This is a genomic window from Phyllobacterium sp. TAF24 (assembly GCF_052113785.1).
In the GTDB taxonomy this organism is placed as follows: domain Bacteria; phylum Pseudomonadota; class Alphaproteobacteria; order Rhizobiales; family Rhizobiaceae; genus Phyllobacterium.
The window spans coordinates 255,662-278,864 of sequence record NZ_JBFRDN010000003.1 but is presented as its reverse complement, the minus strand read 5'-3'; the positions used below and the strand labels follow the sequence as shown (position 1 = coordinate 278,864).

Genomic DNA, 23,203 nt, shown 5'->3' with positions numbered 1-23,203 from the left:
ATTGTCTGTCTGGCACGTCTCGAGCGAGATAGGCGGGTGTAGTTCAATGGTAGAACGGCAGCTTCCCAAGCTGCATACGAGGGTTCGATTCCCTTCACCCGCTCCAGTAGAAATTTATTCTTAATTTTTCGTAATTTTTAGAATTTTTTTTGTGAAGATAGAAAATTATACTGAAATTTTGCGTTAAATCGCTAATTTATGGCATCTGGTTTGAGTGGAGATATGAATTGTCGGTATCATTGACGGTATCGAAAATGGCAAAAGCGTCGATACCGTCAGAATTAGGAGTATCGAGTTCAATCAAAGGCTTGTGATATCAGTGATTTGAAAGAATGCCTGTTTTCTAGATGGCGAAGCAATTAGATTCCTTTTTAAGAAATCGAACTGACGTTTAAAGACAAATCTAGTGACCACGATTAATAAAAATCATGGTCGTGATTTTGATCTACTTATTTTTATAGTCATTATATTTCATCTGAGATATTCTGCCTTTGGGGGAATAATTCGAATGCAGTATTTGCGATCAATTTGTCTTGGACTTGCGGCTTGTGCATTTCTTGGAGGAACGGCTAGCTCACAAAATGTGATGTCGCTGGAATATCCTGCCGAGAGCCTTTCGCAATTAAAAGAAACACAAGTGCCAATGGTGGCAGTTGACGTTGATAATATTTCCCAAAATTGGAAAATTATTGCAGATAGTTTCGATAAGGTAGGTACCCCCACGCCGAACTTCCAGCGTGCGATGGATCACAATAAACAGCTTTTATTGACCGCAGCTGCCAAGCCTAATGACCCAGTATCGGCAGTTCTGCTGAGCGACGTTAAAGAGGATCTGGCGATTAAGGTTAAGTATATTGGCCAGGTGACAACTGTAAATGCCCTCAGTTATAGCGAGGTTGAAGTAGAAGTTAAGACAATGAGGAATGGTCAGGAAGTTGATGGCTATTTTATTGGCTTCAACCCAAAGGCTTTGCCTAGTGACGATCCGATGTTTCGATTCAATAATCCGACCAGTCCGAGCAGTGGTAAACTCCCAGCTGGCCGTTACGAAATGATTGCGCTCCGAAACGATCAGATTGTCCAGCGTCAAGAAGTGAGCGTTGGAACCATACTCGGCCAAGGCCAACTGATAACCTTTATGGTCCCGTGAGATGAAACCCGGTCATCTGGCATCGGAGTTAAAGTCGACATGGACCATCTCTGGCCTTGCAGCCTTGGTGATCTCAATCATCGGTGAATTGATCGCATCTCCTCCCACACTTTGGCCCGAAGCTGGAGATCAGCCTGTCATCATTACTTTCCTGGTGACGGTCATTGTTGCGGCATTTTTGTGCAGCATAGTGGCGGGCCGAAATCCCAAACGACATGTAACCTTCGCTTGGATTGTACCACTTGGGCTTATATTCACCTTCGCTTATTTTGTTGGATGTGCACAATTTAGTTGCCCATTTATGGGTAGCCGGATGGCCATCGGCTGGACATATCTGCCCAATGCTACAGATTATATCGCAAAGCATCCCGGACTAAGCTGCAGCTTTCTTATTGGCGATTTCATAGGACGTACGGATAATATCTGGCCGAGAAACCAGATATATGTCACGTGGGTTTCTCTATTCGCGGTCTACATTGGGGCTGTCACACTCCTAGCTATGACAGTGGTCCGCGTGATGCAACACCTGCGAGACCAAGACAACCGATTTGAATAAACTTTCGGAGAAGTCAAGAAGCTCCGAAGTGTCTCAGGAAGGCTCTCAAAGGCTCTCAAAATCTCACAAGTTTGTCGGTATCAGTGACGGTATCGACAAAGCCAGCAACAAAAATACTATAATTAAAACAAGTGGTTGTCTCTTGCATGGGGTTCCTCTTCACCCGCTCCAACAGACTTTTCGGTGATTCCGGTTGTGACTTGCTGCCTACTCTATTCAGAGTTTTGCAAGCCATGTTCTTCTTCTGGCCATAGCCCTCCTCCTGGGAAAAATCATCAGATAAAGCGACAGATGGCGGAAGGCAGTCGCAATTGTGTTTACCGCCGCACCACCTCAGCGAGGACTGTCTGTCGATTGGTTGAAATGATACATTCAATCGGGGAACTATCGGCAAGGGGCACAAATATGAGCTGGGTGAACAGCCTTTTCGGGAAAATAGCGTCTTATGCTGATAACAGAGGAAGCCAATATGATGCGGAACGCGGCCAGGCAATATCGCGCATCGTTACAGTCCCGTTCATTGCAACCTATATCATAATCGCACTTTCCGCGAGCGAGCGCGAGTTGAATACGGTTACCATAGCGCTGCTCATCTACTCCGTCTTTTACATTCCCGTTTCCTGGCTCCTGCTTCACAACATCGTAAAACGGCCCGGTTACAACCTAAAACGCCGCATCTTTGCCATGTCCAACGACTATCTGGCGATGACGTTTGCAATGGCTGTCGGCGGAGCAATCACTGCACCGGTGTTTGCGATGGTATTATGGGTTACTGTTGGCAACGGGTTGCGGTATGGGCCGCGCTATCTGATAGCGGCGACGGCGGTTGCGCTGGTTGCCTTGGCAGCCACCACCTATTTCAACAGTTTCTGGCGCAGTGAACCCTATGTTGTCGTCACCCTTGTGATGACCGCCATTCTGGTTCCRGCCTATGTYTATATTCTGCTCACGCGCGTCCACAAGGCCTACAATGCAGCGCTGGAAGCCAACCTTGCCAAGTCGCGGTTTCTGGCACAGGCAAGCCATGATCTGCGCCAGCCCATCCACGCCATCAGTCTGTTCATCGCCTGCCTGCGCGATGCCAGRCTGGGCGTTGAAGAGCAGCAGATGGTCAACAATATCGACCGGTCACTGCAAAGCGTTTCACGCCTGTTCCAGTCCCTCCTCGACATCTCGACCCTCGACAGYGGCAAGATATCGGCGCAGCCCGAAGCTGTKGCCATTGGTGAGATCCTGCAGGATATCGCACARCAGAATTCCCAAGCGGCCCAATGGGCAGGTGTGACCTTGACYGTCGTGGCAACGCATAGGTTCGTGCGCACCGATCCCAGCCTGCTGACCACCATGATCCAGAACATTGTTTCCAATGCATTGAAATATGCACCGGGCGGCCCGGTTCTGCTGGGATGCCGGGTGCGCGATGGCAAGCTGTCGATCGAGGTGCATGATCGCGGYCCCGGTATTGCCGCACAACATCTGCCACGGCTTTTCGAGGAATTCTATCAGGTGCGCGAACGCGGCGACAAGGACACGGAAGGGGTTGGCCTTGGACTGTCGATTGTCCAGCGTCTTGCCACGCTCCTGGGMCTSGAAGTATCGCTGCGATCGGTGGAGAACCAGGGCACSACCGTTGTCATCGATGGCTTTGMCATGGTCGCAGAGCCGGTTCGCTCGCTTGAAGCCSTCAGGGCCAAGCCTGCTTCCCTGCTGGACGGCCTGCGCGTGCTCTTGGTGGAGGAYGACGTCAATATTCTCATGGCAACCGGCATACTTCTGGAAAAGTGGGGCTGCATTGTTCAACAGGAGGATGCGCTTCCCGAAGGCAAGGATGTGACCTGCGACTTCATCATCACGGACTTCGACCTTGGTGCCAAGACCACRGGGACGGATTGCATTGCCTATATCCGCCGGGCCAATGGCCGCAAGATCCCGGCRATTGTTGTRACCGGTCATGATGAAAACCGTGTGCGCGATGATGTGGGCGATCCGCAGATACCGATCCTGTCAAAACCCATCCGCCCGGCCGAACTGCGCTCAACCATTCTGGCGCTGAAACTTCAGGCGGAACAACAACCCGTCCACGCATGAGTATCAATCAGTTGCCCGAGCCAATACCGACACTGGCTGCCTTGACCGCGGCTGCAGCCCGCGATCCGACATTGAGTGTTCGCAACAATGCTGAGACATGAATGCTGACCGTATAGGGCGAGATATCGAGCGCACGGCCGATTTCCTTGTTTGATTTTCCCTCAACAATCAATCGCAGGACTTCGAGCTGACGCGGGGTTAATGTCGAAAGACCACCGGAACTGCGCGGCGGCTCCTTTATGCTGATGGGATGAGGCCTGATAACAAAGGTTCCGTTCCTTATTTCAGTAACGACAGCGCTGAACTCTTCCGGCGGAACGGTTTTGCCGATGAAACCATCAGCGCCCTGTGCCATGATCATGTCGATCGTCGCAGGATCATCAACCATCGAAACAATAATGATGGATGATCTCATGAATTCTTGCCGCAATGCACCGATTGATCTGTCCGGGGCCATCCCCGGGAACAGCAGATCAAGTACGAAAGTATCCGGCGCCTTTCCTTTTCGAGCAAGTTCAAGGACTTCGCTCATCGTGCCGACGCCTGTTATGTCTGCCATGGGGAAAACTCGTTGCAGCACAAAACGCAAGCCATCCCGGAATACGGGATGATCGTCTGCAACAATAATACGCTCTCTCTCCGCAGAATTCATCCGCAAGCTTCTATAGTCACAGTAAAGATAAGCCAAGGCGCGGCCTGTAGTGAACCTTCACTAATGGCTCAACACCTAGCCTCTTCCCTATACATTGAATCAGTGAGCCGGGAGGCGGTGTCAGAGAGTCCTTTTACTCTGAATATCGCAGCCCGGCCTGACATATGCAGATTCTACAGACTTCAAGGGGCAGTATTTTGAACGGGACAATCAGATCAAAACGAGTGAAGCATGCGCTTCTGAATACGACGGCTTTGGGACGTGTACGGACGAGATTTGTCTCGGGATTGGCATTCTCAGCCGTAGCACTTGCCGCAGGTACAAGTGTCACTCCGGTTCTGGCTGCCGAACAGGACACTGTTATTGACGCTGGAAGTGTAAATCTGAATTTGGATATTGCTGGGGATCTGATTGTCGGCCTTAACAACAAAGGTGCCACGGCCACCGTCCAAAATGGTGCCAAAATCGTCGTCGACCACAGGATGATCATTGCCGGCAATAAGGGCTCTCAGGGAACCGTGACAGTTAGCGGAGCTGGCTCTGAATTGAACGTCAGCCGACTCGGCAATGATGGCAATACACTTTACGTTGGCGGCGGCGGCGATGGTGAAGCAGCCCTGTACATTTACGGTGGCGACGGCACACTGATTATCGAAAATGGTGGCAAGGCGGATGCCAAGGAAACCATAGTGGGTGCAGGTCAGCTGTCACGCGGCACGTTAATCGTGACGGGCACTGGCTCCATCCTTAACACCGACGATTTCTATGCGGGAACGGGACTGGACAATCCCAATGTCAGTACCGTTACCGTCAAGAACGGTGGTTTGATCACGACTGGAAAAGTCGACATAGCAGGTCAATCTGGTTCAAGTTCAACTCTACCGTGGTTGGGTACTGAAGTTCTTGTTACTGGCGAAAACTCGAAATGGGTCAATGCCGGTGAGTTCAAGCTTGCCGGTAATATGACCGTCGAAGACGGCGGCTCGCTCACCACATCCACCGCCGAAATTGGAAATTCTTCGATCAATGACGCCACTCTCTTCGTGAGTGGAGCGAACTCGTCGGCCACAGTAACCGGTAAATTGCGGATTGGTGACACCGGAGATGGTAATGTCTCGGTGGCCAACGATGCAAACCTTATCGTCAGGGGTGGGATTGCCTTGGAAGGCAATAGTGATGGCAAAGCTGGCAACCTGACCATCGGCGGCAAGATCGATATGTCAAGTGCATTTGACGAGCCCAAGGCACTGCAGGCACAGGCTGCTGGCCACATAAACTCGGATGCCGTCATCACGTTCGACTCTTCCACAGAGGGTCACCTCAATTTCAATCACACCAATACGGGTTACCTCTTTGCAAATACACTTATAGGCAATGGTGTGATCACGAGCTTTTCCGGCGAGACAGTTCTTACCGGCGATCTCTCCAAATTCTATGCCACCAACACCTATGGCGGCATCGTTGTTGATGGCGGCAGCAAGCTTGTGTTCAAGAGCGATTTCGGCACGCAAGCCAAAGATACCGATACGATTTCGCCTGATCCCACGCGTATCAAAGTGAAAAGTGGCACGCTGGTCGTAGAAGGCGAAAGTGGCCAGATAAGCACGGATTTCCTTGGCAGCGAAATGTATACGAGCTCCGTGGAGGTGTGGGGCAGGGATATGAATGATCCAAGAGGCGTTCCCGGCGCTTTTGGTCGCCTAGAAGGCTCTGGAACATTTGGTAATACAACAATTCTCAGGGACGGTATTATTGCTCCCGGCGATACGTCAGGGTCGATTGGGACAATGACCGTCAAGGGGACGCTAGGTTTCGCCAGTGGTTCCATTTACGAGGCGGATATTGCCGGAAACGGGGCAAGCGACAAGATTGTCGTCGAAACCTTGAAGAAATATGCCGGGTTTGACGGTGACGGTAAGCCGATCGTTCAAGATGCTGTAGGTAACGCGATCATCGAAAACGGCGTCAATGTGCAAGTTACAGCGCTTGATTCTGCGACAAGCTATCAGAATGGCCAGACCTATACGATTCTGACTGCACAAGGCGGAATTGAGGGCCAATTTGCCCAAGCCATATCGAAATCGGCATTTCTGGATGTCACCTTGGACCAGAAGGAGAAGCAGGTCGATCTAAACATTAAAGTCAAGGATACTGGCAACCCCGGCACTCCTGGTAACCCCGGCACCCCCGGTAATCCCGGCACCCCCGGCACCCCTGGTAATCCCGGCACCCCCGGCACCCCTGGTAATCCCGGCACCCCTGGTAAGCCAGGACCCGGATTTGCGTCGGTCGCCAACACTGACAATCAATTCAATACAGCAATAGCACTCAACAGCCTCGCACAAAGTGGTCCGTCGCTGGCGTTGTATAATCGGTTGGCAATATTGAGCGCCGATGAAGCCCGTGTTGCCTTTGACCGCCTGTCCGGTGAGGCACATGCCTCGACCAAGACAGCACTGGTCAATGACAGCCGCCTGTTGCGCAATGCGGCCAATGACCGGATCAGAGCAGCCTTCGGCGATGTGGCGGCCGTCGATGTGCCCGTCATGGGTTATGGCCCGGATGCCAAGGCGCTGGTTCCGTCTGACGCACCTGTCATGGCCGCCTGGGGTCAGGCCTTCGGTGTGTGGAGCGAGACAAAGTCCAATGGCAATGCCTCCAAGCTCGACCAGTCATCAGGCGGCTTTGTCACCGGTTTTGATACGGCGATTGCCGAAAGCTGGCGTCTGGGTGTAATGGCAGGCTATAGCCGCTCGACCTTTGATGTCGATGGCAAGGGCTCTTCCGGCAACAGCGACAATTATCATGTCGGTGTCTATGGCGGTGGTCATTGGGGTGGTCTGTCCCTGCGCTCCGGYCTTGCCTATAGCTGGCATTCRATCGAGACGGCCCGCACGGTTGCCTTCCCCGGCTTTGCCGAACATCTGAATGCCGATTACGATGCGGCAACCTTCCAGGCCTTTGGCGAGGTGGGCTACCGGATYGATACMAACMGGGTTGCCTTTGAGCCCTTTGCCAATCTGGCACATGTCCGGGTGAAGACCGACGGGTTCAGCGAAAAGGGCGGTGCAGCAGCACTGACAGCCAGAAGCGATACCACCGATACGACCTTCACCACGCTGGGTCTGCGGGCATCGGCACCCTTTGCACTGGGAACGATGGATATCGAGGCCCGCGGAACAATCGGCTGGCARCATGCCTATGGTGAYATTACACCAAGCTCRACGCTTGCCTTTGCCACCGGCAATGGCTTCTCGGTGGCGGGTGTGCCGATTGCCGAGGATACGGCGATGGTTGAAGCTGGCGTTGACGTCAAGCTCAGCCGCCGGGCAACACTGGGTCTCACCTATACSGGCCAGTATGGCTCGGGTCTTACCCAAAATGCCGTCGATGCGAAGCTGAATGTTAGCTTCTAGGAAGATCGTTCGCTTCTCCAGTTATGGCGGCTGTTCTAGCCGCTATAACGACGACATGACTCAACGACGAAGCGTCCCGCCGGTATCACGTGAAAAGAGCTGAATTTTGCCCGTATCGAGTTTGAGGCCAATTGTGTCGCCAAGAGCAATCTCGGTTTGGCCATCGACATGCACGGCCGTTGGGGTGCCATCGGCTGCATTGATATAGAGATGAGACTCTCCGCCCAGTTGTTCAATGTTTTGAACCACCCCCTTAATGTCCGTCGCATCAACTGGGCCGAGCGCGACATGACCTGGGCGAATTCCCAATGTCACGGGCAGACCATGGGACACAAGGAAGGTCTCACGGCTCACGGGAATGCGCTCGCCCGAGTTGAACTGAACAAAGGCCTCTTGGCCATCAGCGGCGTGGATTGTACCTTGGAAGAAGTTCATTTTGGGCGAGCCGATAAAACCCGCGACGAAGACATTGGCGGGGTTGTTGTAAAGTTCCAGCGGTGCGCCGAACTGTTCAACTTTTCCGCTGCGCAACACTGCAATCTTGTCAGCCATGGTCATGGCTTCGACCTGATCATGGGTAACGTAAATCATCGTATTGCCGAGACGTCTGTGCAAGCGGGCGATCTCGCCGCGCATTTCCACGCGCAACTCCGCATCGAGATTGGACAGCGGTTCGTCAAACAGAAATATCTTGGGCTCACGCACCACGGCGCGGCCAATGGCGACACGCTGACGCTGCCCGCCTGATAGCTGTCCGGGGCGTCTGTTCAGCAAAGGCTCGATCTGCAGCATCTTAGCAACCTCTGCGATCTTCTGAGCAATCGCTGCCTTTGGTGTGTTGAGATTTTCAAGACCAAAGGAAAGGTTCTGGCGGACGGACATATGCGGATAGAGTGCGTAGGACTGGAACACCATGGCAAGGCCACGGTCAGCGGGCGGAACGTCGTTGACCACTTCATCGTCAATGGCAATCTCGCCTTCACTGATTGGTTCAAGACCGGAAATCATCTTGAGCAATGTGGACTTGCCGCAACCTGACGGGCCGACAAAGACACAAAACTCACCAAAGGCAATATCGAGATCGACACCCTTGATGACCTCAAGACCACCATAGTTTTTCCTGACGTTGCGAAGCACAAGTCTCGACATTGGCGGCTAACTCCCCGTGGCCAGGTTGACGTCACGCATCATTTGCCACCTGTAGAGGCGATGCCGGTCGCGATGTATTTTTGCAGAAATGCGAAGACAATGGCGATTGGAACGAGTACGAGCACCGTCATGGCGAGCAGATTGCTCCACTGGGTGGTCAGCTGTCCCTGGAATGAATTGAGCGCCAGTTGCAGGGTGAACTTGTCGTTCTGGGAAAGGACGATGAGCGGCCAGAGAAAGTCGTTCCAGCGCCACATGATTGCTAGGATAGCAAGAACTGCGATTGCCGGGGCACTGAGTGGCAGGACAATACGCCAGAAGATTTTCCACTCGCTGGCCTTGTCCATGCGGGCTGCATCAAGAATTTCATCGGGAATGGTGAGCATATACTGGCGCAGCAGGAACACGCCCGTGGGCGTCGCCGCGCCGGGAATGATGACACCCCAGAGACTGTTCAGCATGCCAAGTTCGCGGGTGATCAAAAAGAGCGGGACCAGCACCACCGTTTGCGGAACCATCAAAGTGCCGACAATCATGGCGAGCACGGTGCTGCGTCCACGGAAATGATATTTCGACAAGGCAAAGGCGGCCATAGAATTGACCAGCAACATGATGAGCGTTGCCATGGTTGTGATAAACACGCTGTTCCAGAGATAGCGCAGAAAATCAAAACGTTTGAACAGATCACCATAGTTTTCGAAAGCAAAATCAATGCGTTCAACTGGTTTGCGATCGGCCAGCGGCACCTTGATAAGGTCCTTGGGCGCTTCGGGTCTTACCAGTTGTGAGACAAGGCCAATGCGGCGTACCTGACCGGCTTGCTTTCCCGCAAATTCGCCATTGGTAATTTCGAACAGCGGGAGCGGTTTGTCATACCCTTCAATGCTGATCATTTCCTGAGCATAGGGCAAAAACGTGGGTGGAAACCGTTGTAACTCAGCCTCACTCTTGAAGGATGAAAGCACCAGCCAAAGCACCGGCCCGAACATGATGACAATACCGAACAGGAGATAAGCATATGACGCCCAATCCGTCCAATGAAGCCGGCCTATGCCACGCGTGCGGGTGAGGAAGGTGAGAAGTCTACCCATCGGCTTTGCTCCTGGTAACAGAAAGCTGGATAAGAGTGAGGCCAATAAGGACGATCGCCAGCAGGATGGAAGCGGCGGCCGCCAGACCGAACAGCCGCGGCGTTCCGGCAAAACCCGTTTCGTAAATATATTGGATAATGAACGTCGTCGCCGAACCCGGTCCGCCACCGGTAAAAGCGTAAACTTCGTCAAAGGTTTGAACGCCCTTGATCAAGGCAAGCAGCAGGACAACAATCATGGTTGGCATAAGCAGCGGCAGCGTGATGCGCCTGAATGTCCGGAAGGGCGAGGCTGCATCCATCAGCGCGGCGTCGTAAACATCGCGCGGTATGGCCTGCAATCCTGCAAGCAGGATCAATGTGTAGAAACCCATATGGGCCCAGACGGATAGAAAAATCGACCAGATGAACGACCAGTTGCGGTCAAGCAGCCAATTATACGGGGTGAGGCCGAATGCATCCATCCCGGCGTTGAGAAGTCCCTCGCGCTGCAAAATCCATTTCCAGATCAGCGCAACCACCACCGGCGACAGAAGTACAGGAAAGAAGAACACGCTGCGGAAAAAGCCGCGTGCCCGTATTTTGCCGTTCAGAACAATCGCTGTGACGAGAGACAGACCGACCATAAACCCGACCTGCAGGGTGACAAACCAGAGTGAATTGTAGATGGCACGCCAGAACAGATCCTGCGTGCAGGTGTTCGGGTCAAGATGGTTGGTGCAGGTGGCCAGTGTTATGAAATTGTCGAACCCGACAAATGTCCTGTCGTTCAGCATAACCTGATCGGTTCCGGTCAGGGCATAGATGACGTTCAAAATGACGGGCAGAAAAGCGAATATCCCGAAGAGAATGAGATTGGGCAGAAGAAATACCCACGCGATGCGCCGCAGGCCAAGCCGCCTTTGAGCAAAGCGCATGGGTATTTCGATAATGTTCATGATCGCATTCAGAACAGCGGTCATGTTGCACATCCCTTCATGGTTATCGTGTCAGGTCAGGCGGCGAACAGTTTATCGGCATTATTTGCCTGCCGATTGAATAGCCGCCGCCACATCCTGCTTGGCCTTTTCCATTGCTTCATCAATAGACATTTCCCCGACGATGGCCTGCGTCACGCGCTGCACCGTTATGTTGTACATGGTGCGGCTGTTCTTGTAGCCCTGATAGGAATAGGCGATGGGTGACAGTTTGGCGATCTGGGCATTCCAGCCCTTGAGGGCCTTTGCCACGTTCTGCGAAGCATCCGTATAGGTCACGCCCTCCTTTGCCACGCCTTCATGAGCAGGGACGTTGCGGGTCTTGCCGATGAACTCGGCATAATTGTCTTTCTGGGCGATGTAGTTGATGAGTTTGGCTACAGCCTCGGGGTTTTTGGTCTGCTTGAAGCCAACAAGGCCAGAGCCCCCCGGCATGCCGGAACACGCAGCAGGCCCGCAGGGTGAACCGACAACTTCCCAATCGAAACTGTCACCGATTGCCTTGTCGAGACGCTGCACCTGCCAGCTGCCTGAGTAGTAAAAGACCAATTGCGCATTAATGAATTCCTGTGCCGCGTCCTGATAGCTTGTGCCACCGATACCGGCCCAGACATCCTTTGCCATGGTGCCATCTTTGTTCCAATTGACGAACTTGCCCATAAAGTCCGCAAATGGTGCATCAACAAGAATTGGGTTTCCCGCATCGTCAAAGATTTTGGCGCCGTTGGAAATGGCCGGGCCCGCTATGCGGTGTCCCGAACGATCCATCGCCATCGGGAACGGCACCCCTGTCGCCTTGGCAACCTGACGCGATGCTTCGGCCCATTCATCCCAGGTTGCCTTTTCACCCGGCACTGCGACACCAGCCTGCTCGAACAGGGTCTTGTTGATATAGGCGCCTGTGATGGTCAGCTGGATGTTCATACCATAGATGCCCTTGTCGTCAGGGCCGGTGCGTGACCACCTTAGCGTATTGCCAAAATTGGTGTTCCAGTAGTTGGCGTCGACATAGGGCGTCAGGTCGAGAAAGTACTTGGCGAGGCCGCCAAAGTCAGTAACGAGCGCCATATCCGGGCCAGTGCCCCCGGCAAGCTGGACAGGCAGGTTTTCCAGAATGGCCTTATAACCGACCACGTCGATGACAACATGGGTGCCGGGATTGTCCTTTTCGTAGCGTGCAAACAGGGCTTCCAGCGTGGCACATTCATTGCCATCGGCGGCGCACATGAAACGGATATCATCCGCCGCCGCTGAGCCAGCCCACAAAGCAATGACCGACGCCAGAGCCGCACCGGTCCATTTGAGATTGCGCTTGTCCATCTGATATCCTCCCATATCGTTGTGAACATTGATCTGATTTTTTAGGCTATTTCGGTGTCCATCCCTTATAGAGCGGGTGTTCGTGGTTGAGCGGCAGTTCGGCAGTTCCTCCCGTACGCGCCGTATGATAAATGGCCGTGACCATTTCAAGCGAACGTCGCCCGTCCGCAACTGTTACTTCATTTCCGCCTTGGCCTTCGATGGCATCGGCAAGAGCATCAAAGAAACCGGCAAAACCGGAATGCACCTCTGGAACAGCATTGACCACCGCATCGATTTCCGCTTGCCGTGCGGGGTCCCGGGCAAGAAAATGCCACGTATCTTCGGCCGGTGTATAGGGGGCTTTTCCGCTTTCCGCGGTGAACCCCTCAAAGCAGAAACGGAAGTGGCTGGTATCGTCAGCAGCGCCAAGTGTTATAGAGCTGGTAGCCAATGCTCCGCTCTCCATTTCAAACACGATTGACGCGCAATCCTCCGTCTCGATGGGATTGACGCGCGTTGCGGTGAACGCCGTCAGGCGCCTGACATTGCCCATGACATAGCAGAGCAGGTCGTGATTGTGGATTGCATGGCTGAGAACAGCACCACCCTGTTCACCCTTCCATGTGCCGCGCCATGGAATATCGTAATACTCGGCACGTCGGCACCAATGCGTTTCAATGCTTGATGTATAGGCTTTGCCCGCGAGACCCTTGTCGATAAGCGCGCGCAGTTGGGCAAATCCTCGGCCAAAACGATATTGGAAAACAGGCGAAAGGATGCGCCCGGATTTCTGGACGGCCTCGGCGAGCAGGTCTGCTTCATGCAGCGAGCTAACAAAAGGCTTCTCGCAAACGACATGTTTCCCCGCTGCAAGCGCTGCCATGGACACTTTGAAATGCAGGTGCGGCGGCAGGCAAATATCGATGATATCGATATCCGGATCAGCCAATACCCGGTCGAGATCCGGTTCAATTCGGATTGAAGGGTCGCCGTCCGTAACTTTTGCTGCACGCTCCTGATCAAGATCGCACAGAACGGAAACGGTGAAGCGATCAGGGAGGGCACGATAGCCCTTGAGATGGCTTGCGCCGATACCGGCGCCGATGATGGCGACGCGAATGGGATTAGCCATGGCGCGCACCTGCAGTGGCTTCGGCCAGCAACTGTGCCTTGATGGCGAGTTCCATGACTTTGAACGCATGCGCCTGCGGCATCGCATTGCTCGTACGGTTGCGGATATCATCCGCGAGCGTGGCAAAATAGGGAAGGCCAGCACCGGATGCATCGATCCTCTCGCAGCGTGTACCGTTGACGAGGTAGAGATGATCGGTGCCATTGTCGCGTGCGACATCGACATATTTGCGCAGCTCAATATAGCCTTCTGTTCCAAGAATGGTCAGACGTCCGTCACCCCAGGTTGGCAGAGCGTCAGGCGTGTACCAGTCAACGCGGATATAGCAGTGGCCCTTGTCGCTACGCAGAGCCAGACAGCCAAAATCCTGCAAGCCCGGATCATCCGGGTTGGCATGGTTGGCGACTTCGGCAAAGAGGATTTCCGCGTCATCAGAGCCAGTGAAAAACAGGAACTGGTCGATCTGATGCGAAGCGATATCGCAGAGGATGCCGCCATATTTGTCGCGTTCAAAAAACCATTGTGGCCGCAGATGCCGGTTGAGACGATGCGGCCCGAGACCAACTGTCTGTACGACCTTACCGATTGCACCGGCCTGCACGAGTTCGGCGGCTTTTGTCACGCAGGGAACTTCGAAGCGTTCTGAAAAATCGATTGACCAGATACGTCCGGTTTGGTTGACGGTTTTCCTGATTGCTTCGAGCTGTTCCAACGTGATGCAACCCGGCTTGTCGACCATGACATCTTTGCCGTGCTCCATGGCTTCAATCGCTCTGATAGCGCGCCGCGACGGCACATCGGCAATCAGCACGAGATCAATCTCGGGATTGTTCAACAGTTCTTCGCGCGTTGCCGCGCGCGGGATATCGGGAAACCGCTTGACGAAACTGTCGAGGGTTTCGGGCGTGCCTTCCGTCCACCAGCCGACAAATTCGGCTCCAACATTCATCATGTTTTCCGATTGGCCGAAAATGTGCCGGTGATCGATGCCGATGGCGGCGAATTTGAGAGGTTTTGACATTCATATATTCCACGGAGCGAGGGTTACGGAACGTTCGGTGTTTGCTGATGTGACAAGCGCATCAATCAAGGCGTGGACGGCGAGACCCTCTCTGCCTGAAATGAGGGGCTCGGTGTTGTTGACGACTGCGCTGGCAAAATCGCGGATAATCTCCTGATGCCATTCATGGGTGAAGGCCATCGGATTGGCGCCACCGCCAGTGCCTGCCTCTTCGCCGAAAACATCCGTCTTGCCGGTGCGCCACGTGATAATCAATTGTCCTGCGTCCAGACGCGCGGACGCCTTGTCACAATGAAGGGTGATGGTTTCGCCGGTGCCGGGAAAGCTGGCCGTGCTCGCAACGAGTGAGCCGATGGCACCACTGTCGAATTCCAGCCCTGCAGTGACGTAGTCCTCAGCCTCCATCTGGTGGAACTGGCTGGTTTTTGCCATTGCCTGCACTTTGCGCACGGGGCCCGCAAGCGAGAGCGCGAGATCAAGCGAATGGATCGCCTGCGAGATAAGAACGCCGCCGCCGTCCCGGGCGTAAGTTCCACGTCCCGGCGCGTCATAATAGGATTGTTCCCGCCACCACGGCACTATAATTTCCGCAATACGGATTGACCCGAGTGCTCCGGTTTTGAGCATGTCACGAAGCTGAATGGATGCCTGACGAACGCGGTGCTGAAAGATAATGCCAAGCTTGACATTATGATCTTCGCAAAGACCAACGATTGCCTTCGCGCTTTCCAGCGTTCGTTCGATAGGCTTTTCCATGAGAATGGATTTGCCCGCAGCTGCAAGCGCTTTTGTCATCTCCAAACGCGCATTAGGCGGCGTTGCGACAATCACAAAATCTATGGCCGGATCGCTGGCAATTGCTTCAAAGGAAAACACCGGTTCCGGGCGGTAGCCGAGGATGGTTGCAGCCTCATCGGCAAATTGGGTGCTCCGCTCTCTGTCGCGGCCACAAACAGCTTTGAGCTCGATGTCAGGTGTTAGCGCGGCAATCGCCCTGACGTGCGTGCTTGCGACCATACCCAATCCGATCAGGGCAATTTTCATCGGGCCTCCCTGCGCCAATGCCGGTGATGCCAAGCCCACCGATATGCCTTCGATAGCACACCGGTATACCGGTTGTAAATCCTGAGAATACCGGTATACTGGCTAAATAACGCGGCTTTCCAAGGATCGATCAAACGTGTCAGACGGCACCAAATCTTCAGACAATGATGTTCCGGTTGGCGGATTGGCCAATATATCCTTTGGTCAGCTGGAATATGACCGGCCGACAGCATCCCAGATTTATCCTGTTCTGAAGAATGCCATTCTCAAAATGGATCTGGAGCCGGGACGCCTGATTTCCGAGATGGAAGTCGGTGCGCGGTTTGGTGCCAGCCGCACACCTGTGCGCGAGGCATTTGCCCAACTTCGTGAAGCCGATCTGATAACGACGCGGCCCAGCCGCGGTACTTTCGTTACCAAGCTCAATCTAAAGCGCTTCCTTGAAGCGCACTTTATCCGCGAGGCCATCGAAATCGCCAACGTCACAAAATTGTGTGATGTCGGCCTATCGCCTGAGTTTGAGCGGGAACTCGCCGAGCTTATCGTCAAGCAGCAGTCGACGGTCGATGAGGATAGCGATCTGGCATTTCAGGCGCTTGACGACCAGTTTCACTTGACGCTGGCGCGCGCAACCGGTTTTGAGCGGGTCGCCGGACTTCTGGAACGGGAGAAGATGCCACTTGATCGCCTGCGTGTGCTCTCGTTGAGGAACGCGGACCATCAGCTCGTTTTGATCGAAGAGCATAAGCGCATGCTGGACACGGTTATCAGGCGCGACAAACCAGCGGCTATTGAAGCCACCCGCATTCATCTGGGGTCGATCCTCAATGCTCTGTCCAGTCTTGCCAAAAAGCATGCTGATTATTTCGACGAGTAGAGGAATTCTCGGCGCGTTTAGCCGTCCTCCATTCGCAACGGCATCTGCAATGATGCTCGAAACCGTCCCGCCGCAACGTGTTCTGCTACCAGTGATGCCTCTCCGGGAAAATGCGCCTTAACGCGATGAGCAACATTCGCCAATCCAATGCCAAGACTTTGAGCGCCTCTGTTGATGACATTGGCAGCAACATCGTTTTCGACTGACAGATGCAGCGTCTGTCCGTTCCTGGCTGCGCTGATGACAATTTCAACTTTGCCCGGTGAGCGGCCCACGCCGTGTTTTACAGCGTTTTCGATGAGGGGTTGCAAAATCAGGCTGGGGACCATCGCGCCATTAAGTTCAGACGGGACGTCAAAACGAATGACCATCCGATCTGAAAATCTTTCCTTCTCGATTTTGAGATATTCATTCTGCAAAGCCAGTTCGTCGGCCAATCGCAACTCCCTCATGGGGTCGAGTTCCAGGGTCGACCGCAGGAACGAAGAGAGGGACATGATCATACGCTCCGCTCTTTCCGACGCGCCTTCCTCAATCAGGCCGGTAACCGAGTTGAGCGTATTGAAAAGGAAATGCGGATTTACCTGATACTGCAACGCGCGCATTTGAGCTGATAATGCCTCTTCACGCGAGGCAATCAATTTGAGGTCGCGATCACGAACGTCCAGATGGTTAAGCAGCGCGACGAACAGAAATGACCAGCCAAAGAAAATCGACATGCGGTAGCAAACTGCGTAGCCATATTCTGTCAGAGTGAATGGCGCGACAGCGGGTAGCATGATCAGATAATAGAGATAGTAATCCAACATCGACGTGCACAATGACGCAACGAGCGACAGCAGGAAGCAGACGGTGATTTGTGTGACATAGCCCATCTCTTTCATGCGAATAAGCAGATGGGCGATGAACATAGCCACGAGCACAAAGACAACGTCGAGAACAAGTTTTCCAAGTGCAGGCTTGATTGGATTATCGCCAATGAAAAACCATGTCGGGCTGCTGATCAGGTACTCTGCAGCGGCATAGACAAGGGCAAGGCGCAAGGTGGTGCCACGCAATCGATTGGTGTCCAAAGCGCTGGTGGGTACTGTCGCGGTCTGTCCCATGCGATATCCTGTATTGCCTGAATTCCGATGCTACCTGATGCAGATCCAAGTTGATACGGCAGGATGTTAGTAGAACACCATGCTCATCCTTTAGGGTTTCTCGCCTCAATGTTGACCCGCCATCCGTCTAAATGGCTGTGTCTGCCATTTATTGAATGGCGTTGCGTGGACAGCGATTGAATGCTGAATTCGATAATACCCAAATACGTCCCCGGTTCTTGAGTTGACATTTAAGATCGAGTTTTGTCATGTGAAACCAAAGACGTGGGTAGGTGAGAATGAATTCGCTTGATGAAATTGCTGGCCGTCGGATGGTCAAGCCGCGGACGGCGGCTGACCATGTCGCAGATAGACTTCGCGAAGCGATCGTTAAAGGTCTCATCGAAGCCGGCACCGCTTTGCGGCAGGACGATCTGGCAACTAAATTTGGTATCAGCAGAATGCCTATCCGGGATGCGCTGCGCCTTTTGGAGGCAGAAGGCTTTGTTTCGATCCATCCGACGCGCGGAACTTTTGTCTCGCTGATTGATACGGGTGAGATTCGTGAAATTTTCATCCTGCGGCAACTATTGGAATGTGCTGCCCTGCGGGATGCTTTCCCGCATCTCACTGCAAAAATTCTGGATGATGCGGACCATATCCTTGATCTTATCGAGGAGAATGCTGATTTCAGCCAATGGGGTATGCTCAACCTCGAATTTCACATGATCCTTTACCGGCCATGCAAGAACAAGCGATTGCTTGGAGTGATCGAAGCGCAGAACAACGCTGCCGAGCGTTACATCCGGTTTCTCTCTACCATCAGAGATTTTCGCGGCCGTTCCGGTGCGGAGCACCGTGATATTATTGCAGCCTGTCGTGAGGGAAATGAGACACTCGCGATCGAGCGACTGACATGCCATTTGCAGATAGGCTGCCTCACGCTGACCGACGCGGTCGAGAACCGACCTTAAATTTACGAACAAGCCTCGTCATTTCTGTACATTTATGCGTCAGCAACTATTCAGACATATCTATGGATTTGAATCAAATAAGGATTGAAGCGAATTATGCGTCTGCGCGATTGCCACAATTTCCATGATTTCAGACGTTTGGCCAAGCGCCGGCTACCGGGACCGATCTTTAATTATATTGACGGCGCCGCCGATGATGAAGTCACCTATCGCCGCAATACGGAGAGTTTTGAACATTGCGATCTGATTCCGAATGTTTTGCGCGGGGTCAAAGATATCGATACATCCGTCACTGTGATGGGGCAGAAGCTTGCGGTGCCGTTCTATTGTTCGCCAACAGCGTTGCAGAGATTGTTTCATTATCAGGGCGAGCGTGCGGTTGCCGCAGCGGCGGCCAAGCATGGGACAATGTTCGGAGTGTCCTCGCTTGGCACAGTCAGTCTTGAAGAATTGCGTAAATCTCACAGCGGGCCGCAGGTTTATCAATTCTACTTTCATAAGGATCGCGGCCTGAACAGGGCGATGATGCAACGCGCCAAAGATGCCGGTGTCGAGGTAATGATGCTGACTGTGGACAGCATCACCGGGGGCAATCGCGAGCGTGATTTGCGCACCGGATTTTCGATCCCTTTCAAGCTTAATCTGGCAGGCATGTTGCAATTCGCCATCAAGCCGCAATGGGCTTTGAATTACCTTACGCATGAACGCTTCAGTTTGCCTCAGCTTGACGAGCATGTGGACATGGGCGGCGGCGCCATGTCGATCAGCCGGTATTTTACCGAAATGCTCGACCCCTCGATGACCTGGGATGATGTGGCCGAAATGGTTCAGTACTGGTCAGGACAGTTCTGTCTAAAAGGTATCATGTCGGTAGCCGACGCCAGGAAGGCCGTTGAGATTGGATGCACGGGTATCATTTTGTCAAACCATGGCGGTCGGCAGCTGGATGGATCGCGCGCAGGTTTTGATCAGCTTGCCGAAATTGTTGACGCTGTTGGTGATAAAATCGATGTGATCATGGATGGCGGCATCCAGCGTGGAACGCACGTGATCAAAGCACTCTCCATGGGCGCCAAAGCCGTCGGAGTAGGGCGCTATTACCTCTATCCACTTGCCGCCGCCGGTCAGGCGGGTGTCGAGCGCGCACTCGGTCAATTAAAGGTGGAGATCGAGCGCGGGATGAAGCTTATGGGCTGCACCACGGTGGATCAGCTCAGCCGTGAAAACCTGAGGCTTCGATAGATCCCGGAATTAATCGCTACCGCGCAGTCACCCAATCATGCCATTCGTCCTCGCTGCCATGGAATACATTGAGGTCGATCCTGCCGTCGACACCATGAGACAGACCCGAGCCCGAATATTGCCAGAAGAGCCAGCGCCGACCGGGATAAACTTTGGATGGATGCTCAGCTACAGCGCGCAGCCAGAAGTGATAGTTGGGAAACGCATCTTTCAGATTATCCCGATAGAAATCCGGAGCGGTATAAATGATTGGTCGCTGGCCGTAATGCTTCTCCAGCTTGTCCATGAATACCTGCATTTTTTCCAGCACGACCTCGCGTGAAGGACGCCGTTTGCAGCTCGACTCGCCATTCCATTCCACATCGATTGCCGGTGGAAGAGCCCCGGCCTCGCGCGGCACATTGCGGATAAACCAGTCGGCCTGTTCGCCAGCTGTACGGCACCAATAGAAGAAGTGATAGGCACCCCGTTTCAGGCCAGCCTCTTTGGTATTGCGCCAGTTCGTCCGGAACATGGGATCCATATGATCCCCGCCATCAGTGGCCTTGATGTAAGCGAAGTTCGCGCCCTGCGAGCGCAGGTTTACCCAATCAACGTCGCCCTGCCAGCGTGAAACATCAACACCATGCACGGCGAGTTTCCTGGGCGATGCCCGGCCGAAATTGATGGGTTTTGCGTCGCGGAAGCGGCGGCTGTAAATCTGCATACGGCCTTCCCGGGCCGGGCGCATTGTGGGGTCTGCCGGGATAAGCTGTGCGACTGTTTTTTCCGGTGGAGCCGGGACAGCGATTATCTTCGCGGGCGGTATAAATGCCGTTTGTTCCGGAACGGGTCCTGCCCATGCCAGCATCTCCTGCCGATGCACAGGCGGGGAGGTGACGGTTCTCACGTCGACTTGAGGCACAGGATCGCGTGGCCTGACAACCGAACTGGTTGTTTCCCGCGAGGGGCGTTGTATCGCAAGGTCATCAAGGCTGGAGCTTGATCCGCAACTCGCCAGGACCAGGCACGTAAGCATGACTGTTAGCACACATGGAACACGCATAAGCACCCGTACTCGAAATAATGATCAATGACCCAAATGAACCCGGTTGGATTCAGCAATCTCAATTGCTATCAGTAAATTACTAGGAAAAGCTGAATCCCAATCTTAACCATAAATCGCGATGAAACTCCGCTATGGCGCCCGATGACAATAACCAGAAAGCAAAAGAAACTGTTGGTCATTGGCGCAGTCGATAACATTTGGATGTCGTGCCCTGTCTGGCAGATGGACAGGGGGACTATCACCCGTTAGACACCTCTCATGATACTTCGCTTTGATCGCACCTCATTTACTGTGGCCGTCTTCCTGCTTTTTGTGCTGGTACTTCTGGCAACATTCGGAGCACAGTTAGGATGGATAAGGAGCTGGGCAGGGGACGTTCTGGCGACCATCTGGCTGTATTTTGTCTTCAAATCCGTGATCGAAGCGCGGCCAGCCTATCTTGTTCTTCTGGCGCTTGGATTTGGGTTGGGCGTCGAACTGGCACAATACCTCACCGTTTATTTTAACATCTCTATTTCCAATCGATTATTGAGGATTGTTTTTGGAGCCACGCCCGATTGGTGGGATGTTCTGGCCTATGCAGTCGGAGCTGCGATTGCCTGGATTGCCGAGATTTTGTTTTCAACTGAAAATCCTGACAAAAATATCTCCAGCCCGCACGGTACGGTGGACCAATCGTAAGCAACCCACTGATGCCAGACCTGTGGCTTGCGCCAAATATCTAGTTGTTCGCACTCAGAACGAACGCTTTCAGATCACGTCCGTAACGCTCCGGCTCTTCGAAAAAGGGGCTATGACCGCTATTCTCATAGAGTTGCAATTTACTGTCAGCGTGAAGATCGCGAACACGTTCCGAGGTGGCAACGCGAACGAGCCTGTCATGCACGCCGTGAGTAAGAAGAATGGGACCGCTATAAGTCTGAAAGACCGGCAGAAGATCGGTGAGTGATGTTTGAATAAAACCTTCATTGACGGCTCGTGCCGTCATGCCATTGATGACAAGCATCCTATCAAACTCTTCTGGCGTAGGCTGTATGTTAAAGCAGCTTGCCAGAAATTCGGCGGTCGCTTTGCTGCGAACAGCAAGGTCACGCGACGTCGCCGTTTCGGAGAACTGACCCGCCAGAGGTGTTAGAAGGTCCGGGGACAGCTTCACCACCGCATCGACAAGGTTGATGCCCGCAATATGCGAACCGCCATATCTATTAAGATATGCGCCGGCGACGTAACCACCGAGGGACCAGCCGACCAGAACCGGACGGTGTAATTTCGCGCCATCAATCACAGCCTTGATATCATCGGCCCAAAGCTTGGGGTCCGAGTAGCTTTCGGGATCTTCCGGTTTCCCCGAATCCCCGTGTCCCCGAAGATCAAAACGCACGAGCCGAAAACCTGACAACGTCGGATCGTCAAATTGTTTGTCCCAGCTGAGCCCACTTTGTCTCAGGCCATGAATGAAGAGAATTTCCGGCGCGGCTGGATTCCCTTTCGCTTCCACCGCAAGCATGGTGCCATCGGATGATCTTACCGAGAATCTTTCCACAGTGCTGACCTGTCCCGCGGAAACATTGGTTGGGTTCACTGCTTCCGCTGCCACGACATGTGGCGAGGTCAGAATCGGTGAGATCAGGATAGCGGCAGCGACGAGCGCTGATCTGAGAGAACTTTTCATAGCACTTCCTATGTTGATTATTGATCACTAAACAACATACCTTGACCGATGCTGTCAATATGTTGTTTAGTGATCGATATGAAACATACACTTGACGATAAGCCGCGCGGCGGCAGGCCCTGGAGTTTTGATCGCGACAAAGCGCTGCATATGGCGATGACTCTCTTCTGGCGTCATGGCTATGAAGGCGTTTCTCTTGCCGATTTGACAAAGGCGATTGGTGTTGCGCCGCCAAGCCTTTATGCCGCGTTCGGAAGCAAGGCTGGTCTCTACAAGTCTGTACTGGACAGATATGAGGCAGGGGCAGGCTATCTTGATGTCGAGATTACCAATTCGGCAGGCGGCTTGCCCGACGCGGTGAAACTACTGTTGGAGGCAGCTGTAGCGATCGCAACAAGACGTGAAAATGAACGTGGATGCATGGTTTCCACGGGCCTCATTACCTGTCATCCCGATAATGACGAACTGGCGCGTGACCTCGCCATGCGACGTGAGAAATCATTGCAGCAGCTCGCCGATGTGCTGGCCCGTTTTGCATGCGGCGAGAAGACGAGGCGCATTGCCCGGCATGTCCTGTCTGTCATGCAGGGGATTTCCATACAAGCCCGCGATGGTGCGACTGTGGAGGAACTTCACGAAATCGTTGATGAAGTTGTATGGGGGCTTAAAGAGCGTTTCGATGCTTGATTGGATCAGCGAAGGGACATTTGTCAATTCGTTCGGTGTAG

General features: G+C 53.3%; 20 protein-coding genes and 1 tRNA gene. 10 read left to right on the top strand and 11 right to left on the bottom strand.

From position 1 onward, the window contains the following. The first annotated feature begins 32 nt into the window (after positions 1–32). The 4 genes from AB4Y96_RS04770 to AB4Y96_RS04755 all read left to right on the top strand — a co-directional run bounded on the left by AB4Y96_RS04770 (position 33) and on the right by AB4Y96_RS04755 (position 3,794). Positions 33–106 (top strand) — tRNA-Gly (locus AB4Y96_RS04770). 300 nt (positions 107–406) lie between these two features. Then, positions 407–1,150, top strand: coding sequence for a hypothetical protein (locus AB4Y96_RS04765; protein WP_441916013.1), 744 nt, complete (start codon positions 407–409; stop codon positions 1,148–1,150). Between the two features lies 1 nt (position 1,151). Further along, complete coding sequence (locus AB4Y96_RS04760; RefSeq protein WP_441916011.1) at positions 1,152–1,706, top strand: hypothetical protein; 555 nt, start codon at positions 1,152–1,154, stop codon at positions 1,704–1,706. A gap of 405 nt (positions 1,707–2,111) precedes the next feature. Further along, on the top strand, positions 2,112–3,794 hold the full coding sequence (locus AB4Y96_RS04755; protein WP_441916009.1) for an ATP-binding protein: 1,683 nt from the start codon (positions 2,112–2,114) through the stop codon (positions 3,792–3,794). 7 nt (positions 3,795–3,801) lie between these two features. On the opposite strand, the gene AB4Y96_RS04750 is transcribed toward AB4Y96_RS04755, so the two are convergent. Next, positions 3,802–4,446, bottom strand: coding sequence for a LuxR C-terminal-related transcriptional regulator (locus tag AB4Y96_RS04750; RefSeq protein WP_091886916.1), 645 nt, complete (start codon positions 4,444–4,446; stop codon positions 3,802–3,804). A gap of 197 nt (positions 4,447–4,643) precedes the next feature. Between AB4Y96_RS04750 and AB4Y96_RS04745 the strand changes: the two genes are divergently transcribed. Further along, on the top strand, positions 4,644–7,862 hold the full coding sequence (locus tag AB4Y96_RS04745; RefSeq protein ID WP_441916007.1) for an autotransporter domain-containing protein: 3,219 nt from the start codon (positions 4,644–4,646) through the stop codon (positions 7,860–7,862). Between the two features lie 60 nt (positions 7,863–7,922). On the opposite strand, the gene AB4Y96_RS04740 is transcribed toward AB4Y96_RS04745, so the two are convergent. From AB4Y96_RS04740 to AB4Y96_RS04710, 7 genes are read right to left on the bottom strand one after another with little or no spacing between them, the layout of a single operon-like run. After that, positions 7,923–9,011: an ABC transporter ATP-binding protein gene (locus tag AB4Y96_RS04740; RefSeq protein ID WP_441916005.1), complete on the bottom strand. Its 1,089-nt coding sequence runs from the start codon at positions 9,009–9,011 to the stop codon at positions 7,923–7,925. A gap of 38 nt (positions 9,012–9,049) precedes the next feature. Next, the gene (locus AB4Y96_RS04735; protein ID WP_441916004.1) at positions 9,050–10,102 is read right to left on the bottom strand and encodes a carbohydrate ABC transporter permease; all 1,053 of its coding nucleotides are present in this window, start codon (positions 10,100–10,102) and stop codon (positions 9,050–9,052) included. Next, the gene (locus AB4Y96_RS04730; RefSeq protein WP_441916002.1) at positions 10,095–11,063 is read right to left on the bottom strand and encodes a carbohydrate ABC transporter permease; all 969 of its coding nucleotides are present in this window, start codon (positions 11,061–11,063) and stop codon (positions 10,095–10,097) included. The genes AB4Y96_RS04735 and AB4Y96_RS04730 overlap by 8 nt, the downstream gene beginning before the upstream one ends. A gap of 57 nt (positions 11,064–11,120) precedes the next feature. Beyond that, positions 11,121–12,398, bottom strand: a complete 1,278-nt coding sequence (locus AB4Y96_RS04725) for an ABC transporter substrate-binding protein (protein ID WP_441916001.1) — start codon at positions 12,396–12,398, stop codon at positions 11,121–11,123. 46 nt (positions 12,399–12,444) lie between these two features. After that, positions 12,445–13,512 carry a Gfo/Idh/MocA family protein gene (locus tag AB4Y96_RS04720; RefSeq protein WP_441915999.1) on the bottom strand — a complete coding sequence of 356 codons (1,068 nt, stop codon included), beginning with the start codon at positions 13,510–13,512 and terminating at the stop codon, positions 12,445–12,447. Then, on the bottom strand, positions 13,505–14,533 hold the full coding sequence (locus AB4Y96_RS04715; protein WP_441915997.1) for a Gfo/Idh/MocA family protein: 1,029 nt from the start codon (positions 14,531–14,533) through the stop codon (positions 13,505–13,507). Before AB4Y96_RS04715 ends, AB4Y96_RS04720 begins: the two co-directional genes overlap by 8 nt. Beyond that, positions 14,534–15,577, bottom strand: coding sequence for a Gfo/Idh/MocA family protein (locus tag AB4Y96_RS04710; RefSeq protein WP_441915995.1), 1,044 nt, complete (start codon positions 15,575–15,577; stop codon positions 14,534–14,536). It abuts the gene before it with no gap. Positions 15,578–15,713: 136 nt separating this feature from the next. On the opposite strand from AB4Y96_RS04710, the gene AB4Y96_RS04705 reads away from it, so the two are divergent. Continuing rightward, positions 15,714–16,454, top strand: a complete 741-nt coding sequence (locus tag AB4Y96_RS04705) for a GntR family transcriptional regulator (RefSeq protein ID WP_441915994.1) — start codon at positions 15,714–15,716, stop codon at positions 16,452–16,454. A 17-nt stretch (positions 16,455–16,471) separates the two neighbouring features. Here the strand turns inward: AB4Y96_RS04705 and AB4Y96_RS04700 are convergent, their stop codons facing one another. After that, positions 16,472–17,560, bottom strand: coding sequence for a sensor histidine kinase (locus AB4Y96_RS04700; RefSeq protein ID WP_441915993.1), 1,089 nt, complete (start codon positions 17,558–17,560; stop codon positions 16,472–16,474). Between the two features lie 278 nt (positions 17,561–17,838). Between AB4Y96_RS04700 and AB4Y96_RS04695 the strand changes: the two genes are divergently transcribed. Both AB4Y96_RS04695 and AB4Y96_RS04690 read left to right on the top strand, forming a co-directional pair. After that, a complete protein-coding gene (locus AB4Y96_RS04695; protein ID WP_441915992.1) occupies positions 17,839–18,513 on the top strand; it encodes a GntR family transcriptional regulator in 675 nt (224 codons plus the stop codon). A 96-nt stretch (positions 18,514–18,609) separates the two neighbouring features. Continuing rightward, positions 18,610–19,755, top strand: coding sequence for an alpha-hydroxy acid oxidase (locus AB4Y96_RS04690; protein ID WP_441915991.1), 1,146 nt, complete (start codon positions 18,610–18,612; stop codon positions 19,753–19,755). Between the two features lie 16 nt (positions 19,756–19,771). Here AB4Y96_RS04690 and AB4Y96_RS04685 read toward each other — a convergent pair whose 3' ends face one another. Continuing rightward, complete coding sequence (locus tag AB4Y96_RS04685) at positions 19,772–20,800, bottom strand: glycoside hydrolase family 25 protein (protein ID WP_441915990.1); 1,029 nt, start codon at positions 20,798–20,800, stop codon at positions 19,772–19,774. A 294-nt stretch (positions 20,801–21,094) separates the two neighbouring features. On the opposite strand from AB4Y96_RS04685, the gene AB4Y96_RS04680 reads away from it, so the two are divergent. Further along, positions 21,095–21,484 carry a DUF2809 domain-containing protein gene (locus tag AB4Y96_RS04680; RefSeq protein ID WP_441915989.1) on the top strand — a complete coding sequence of 130 codons (390 nt, stop codon included), beginning with the start codon at positions 21,095–21,097 and terminating at the stop codon, positions 21,482–21,484. 40 nt (positions 21,485–21,524) lie between these two features. On the opposite strand, the gene AB4Y96_RS04675 is transcribed toward AB4Y96_RS04680, so the two are convergent. Further along, complete coding sequence (locus tag AB4Y96_RS04675) at positions 21,525–22,475, bottom strand: alpha/beta fold hydrolase (protein WP_441915987.1); 951 nt, start codon at positions 22,473–22,475, stop codon at positions 21,525–21,527. 78 nt (positions 22,476–22,553) lie between these two features. Here AB4Y96_RS04675 and AB4Y96_RS04670 point away from each other — a divergent pair, with 78 nt between their 5' ends. After that, a complete protein-coding gene (locus tag AB4Y96_RS04670) occupies positions 22,554–23,162 on the top strand; it encodes a TetR/AcrR family transcriptional regulator (protein WP_112528003.1) in 609 nt (202 codons plus the stop codon). The last annotated feature ends 41 nt before the right edge of the window (positions 23,163–23,203 follow it).

Excerpts from the sequence above, each read along its gene's own strand:
- AB4Y96_RS04700 (WP_441915993.1), bottom strand. The coding sequence starts at position 17,560 with ATGGGACAGACCGCGACAGTACCCACCAGCGCTTTGGACACCAATCGA.
- AB4Y96_RS04670 (WP_112528003.1), top strand. The coding sequence starts at position 22,554 with ATGAAACATACACTTGACGATAAGCCGCGCGGCGGCAGGCCCTGGAGT.
- AB4Y96_RS04690 (WP_441915991.1), top strand. The coding sequence starts at position 18,610 with ATGCGTCTGCGCGATTGCCACAATTTCCATGATTTCAGACGTTTGGCC.
- AB4Y96_RS04750 (WP_091886916.1), bottom strand. The coding sequence starts at position 4,446 with ATGAATTCTGCGGAGAGAGAGCGTATTATTGTTGCAGACGATCATCCC.
- AB4Y96_RS04685 (WP_441915990.1), bottom strand. The coding sequence starts at position 20,800 with ATGCGTGTTCCATGTGTGCTAACAGTCATGCTTACGTGCCTGGTCCTG.
- AB4Y96_RS04735 (WP_441916004.1), bottom strand. The coding sequence starts at position 10,102 with ATGGGTAGACTTCTCACCTTCCTCACCCGCACGCGTGGCATAGGCCGG.
- AB4Y96_RS04715 (WP_441915997.1), bottom strand. The coding sequence starts at position 14,533 with ATGTCAAAACCTCTCAAATTCGCCGCCATCGGCATCGATCACCGGCAC.
- AB4Y96_RS04695 (WP_441915992.1), top strand. The coding sequence starts at position 17,839 with ATGAATTCGCTTGATGAAATTGCTGGCCGTCGGATGGTCAAGCCGCGG.
- AB4Y96_RS04740 (WP_441916005.1), bottom strand. The coding sequence starts at position 9,011 with ATGTCGAGACTTGTGCTTCGCAACGTCAGGAAAAACTATGGTGGTCTT.
- AB4Y96_RS04730 (WP_441916002.1), bottom strand. The coding sequence starts at position 11,063 with ATGACCGCTGTTCTGAATGCGATCATGAACATTATCGAAATACCCATG.
- AB4Y96_RS04675 (WP_441915987.1), bottom strand. The coding sequence starts at position 22,475 with ATGAAAAGTTCTCTCAGATCAGCGCTCGTCGCTGCCGCTATCCTGATC.
- AB4Y96_RS04725 (WP_441916001.1), bottom strand. The coding sequence starts at position 12,398 with ATGGACAAGCGCAATCTCAAATGGACCGGTGCGGCTCTGGCGTCGGTC.
- AB4Y96_RS04760 (WP_441916011.1), top strand. The coding sequence starts at position 1,152 with ATGAAACCCGGTCATCTGGCATCGGAGTTAAAGTCGACATGGACCATC.
- AB4Y96_RS04710 (WP_441915995.1), bottom strand. The coding sequence starts at position 15,577 with ATGAAAATTGCCCTGATCGGATTGGGTATGGTCGCAAGCACGCACGTC.
- AB4Y96_RS04720 (WP_441915999.1), bottom strand. The coding sequence starts at position 13,512 with ATGGCTAATCCCATTCGCGTCGCCATCATCGGCGCCGGTATCGGCGCA.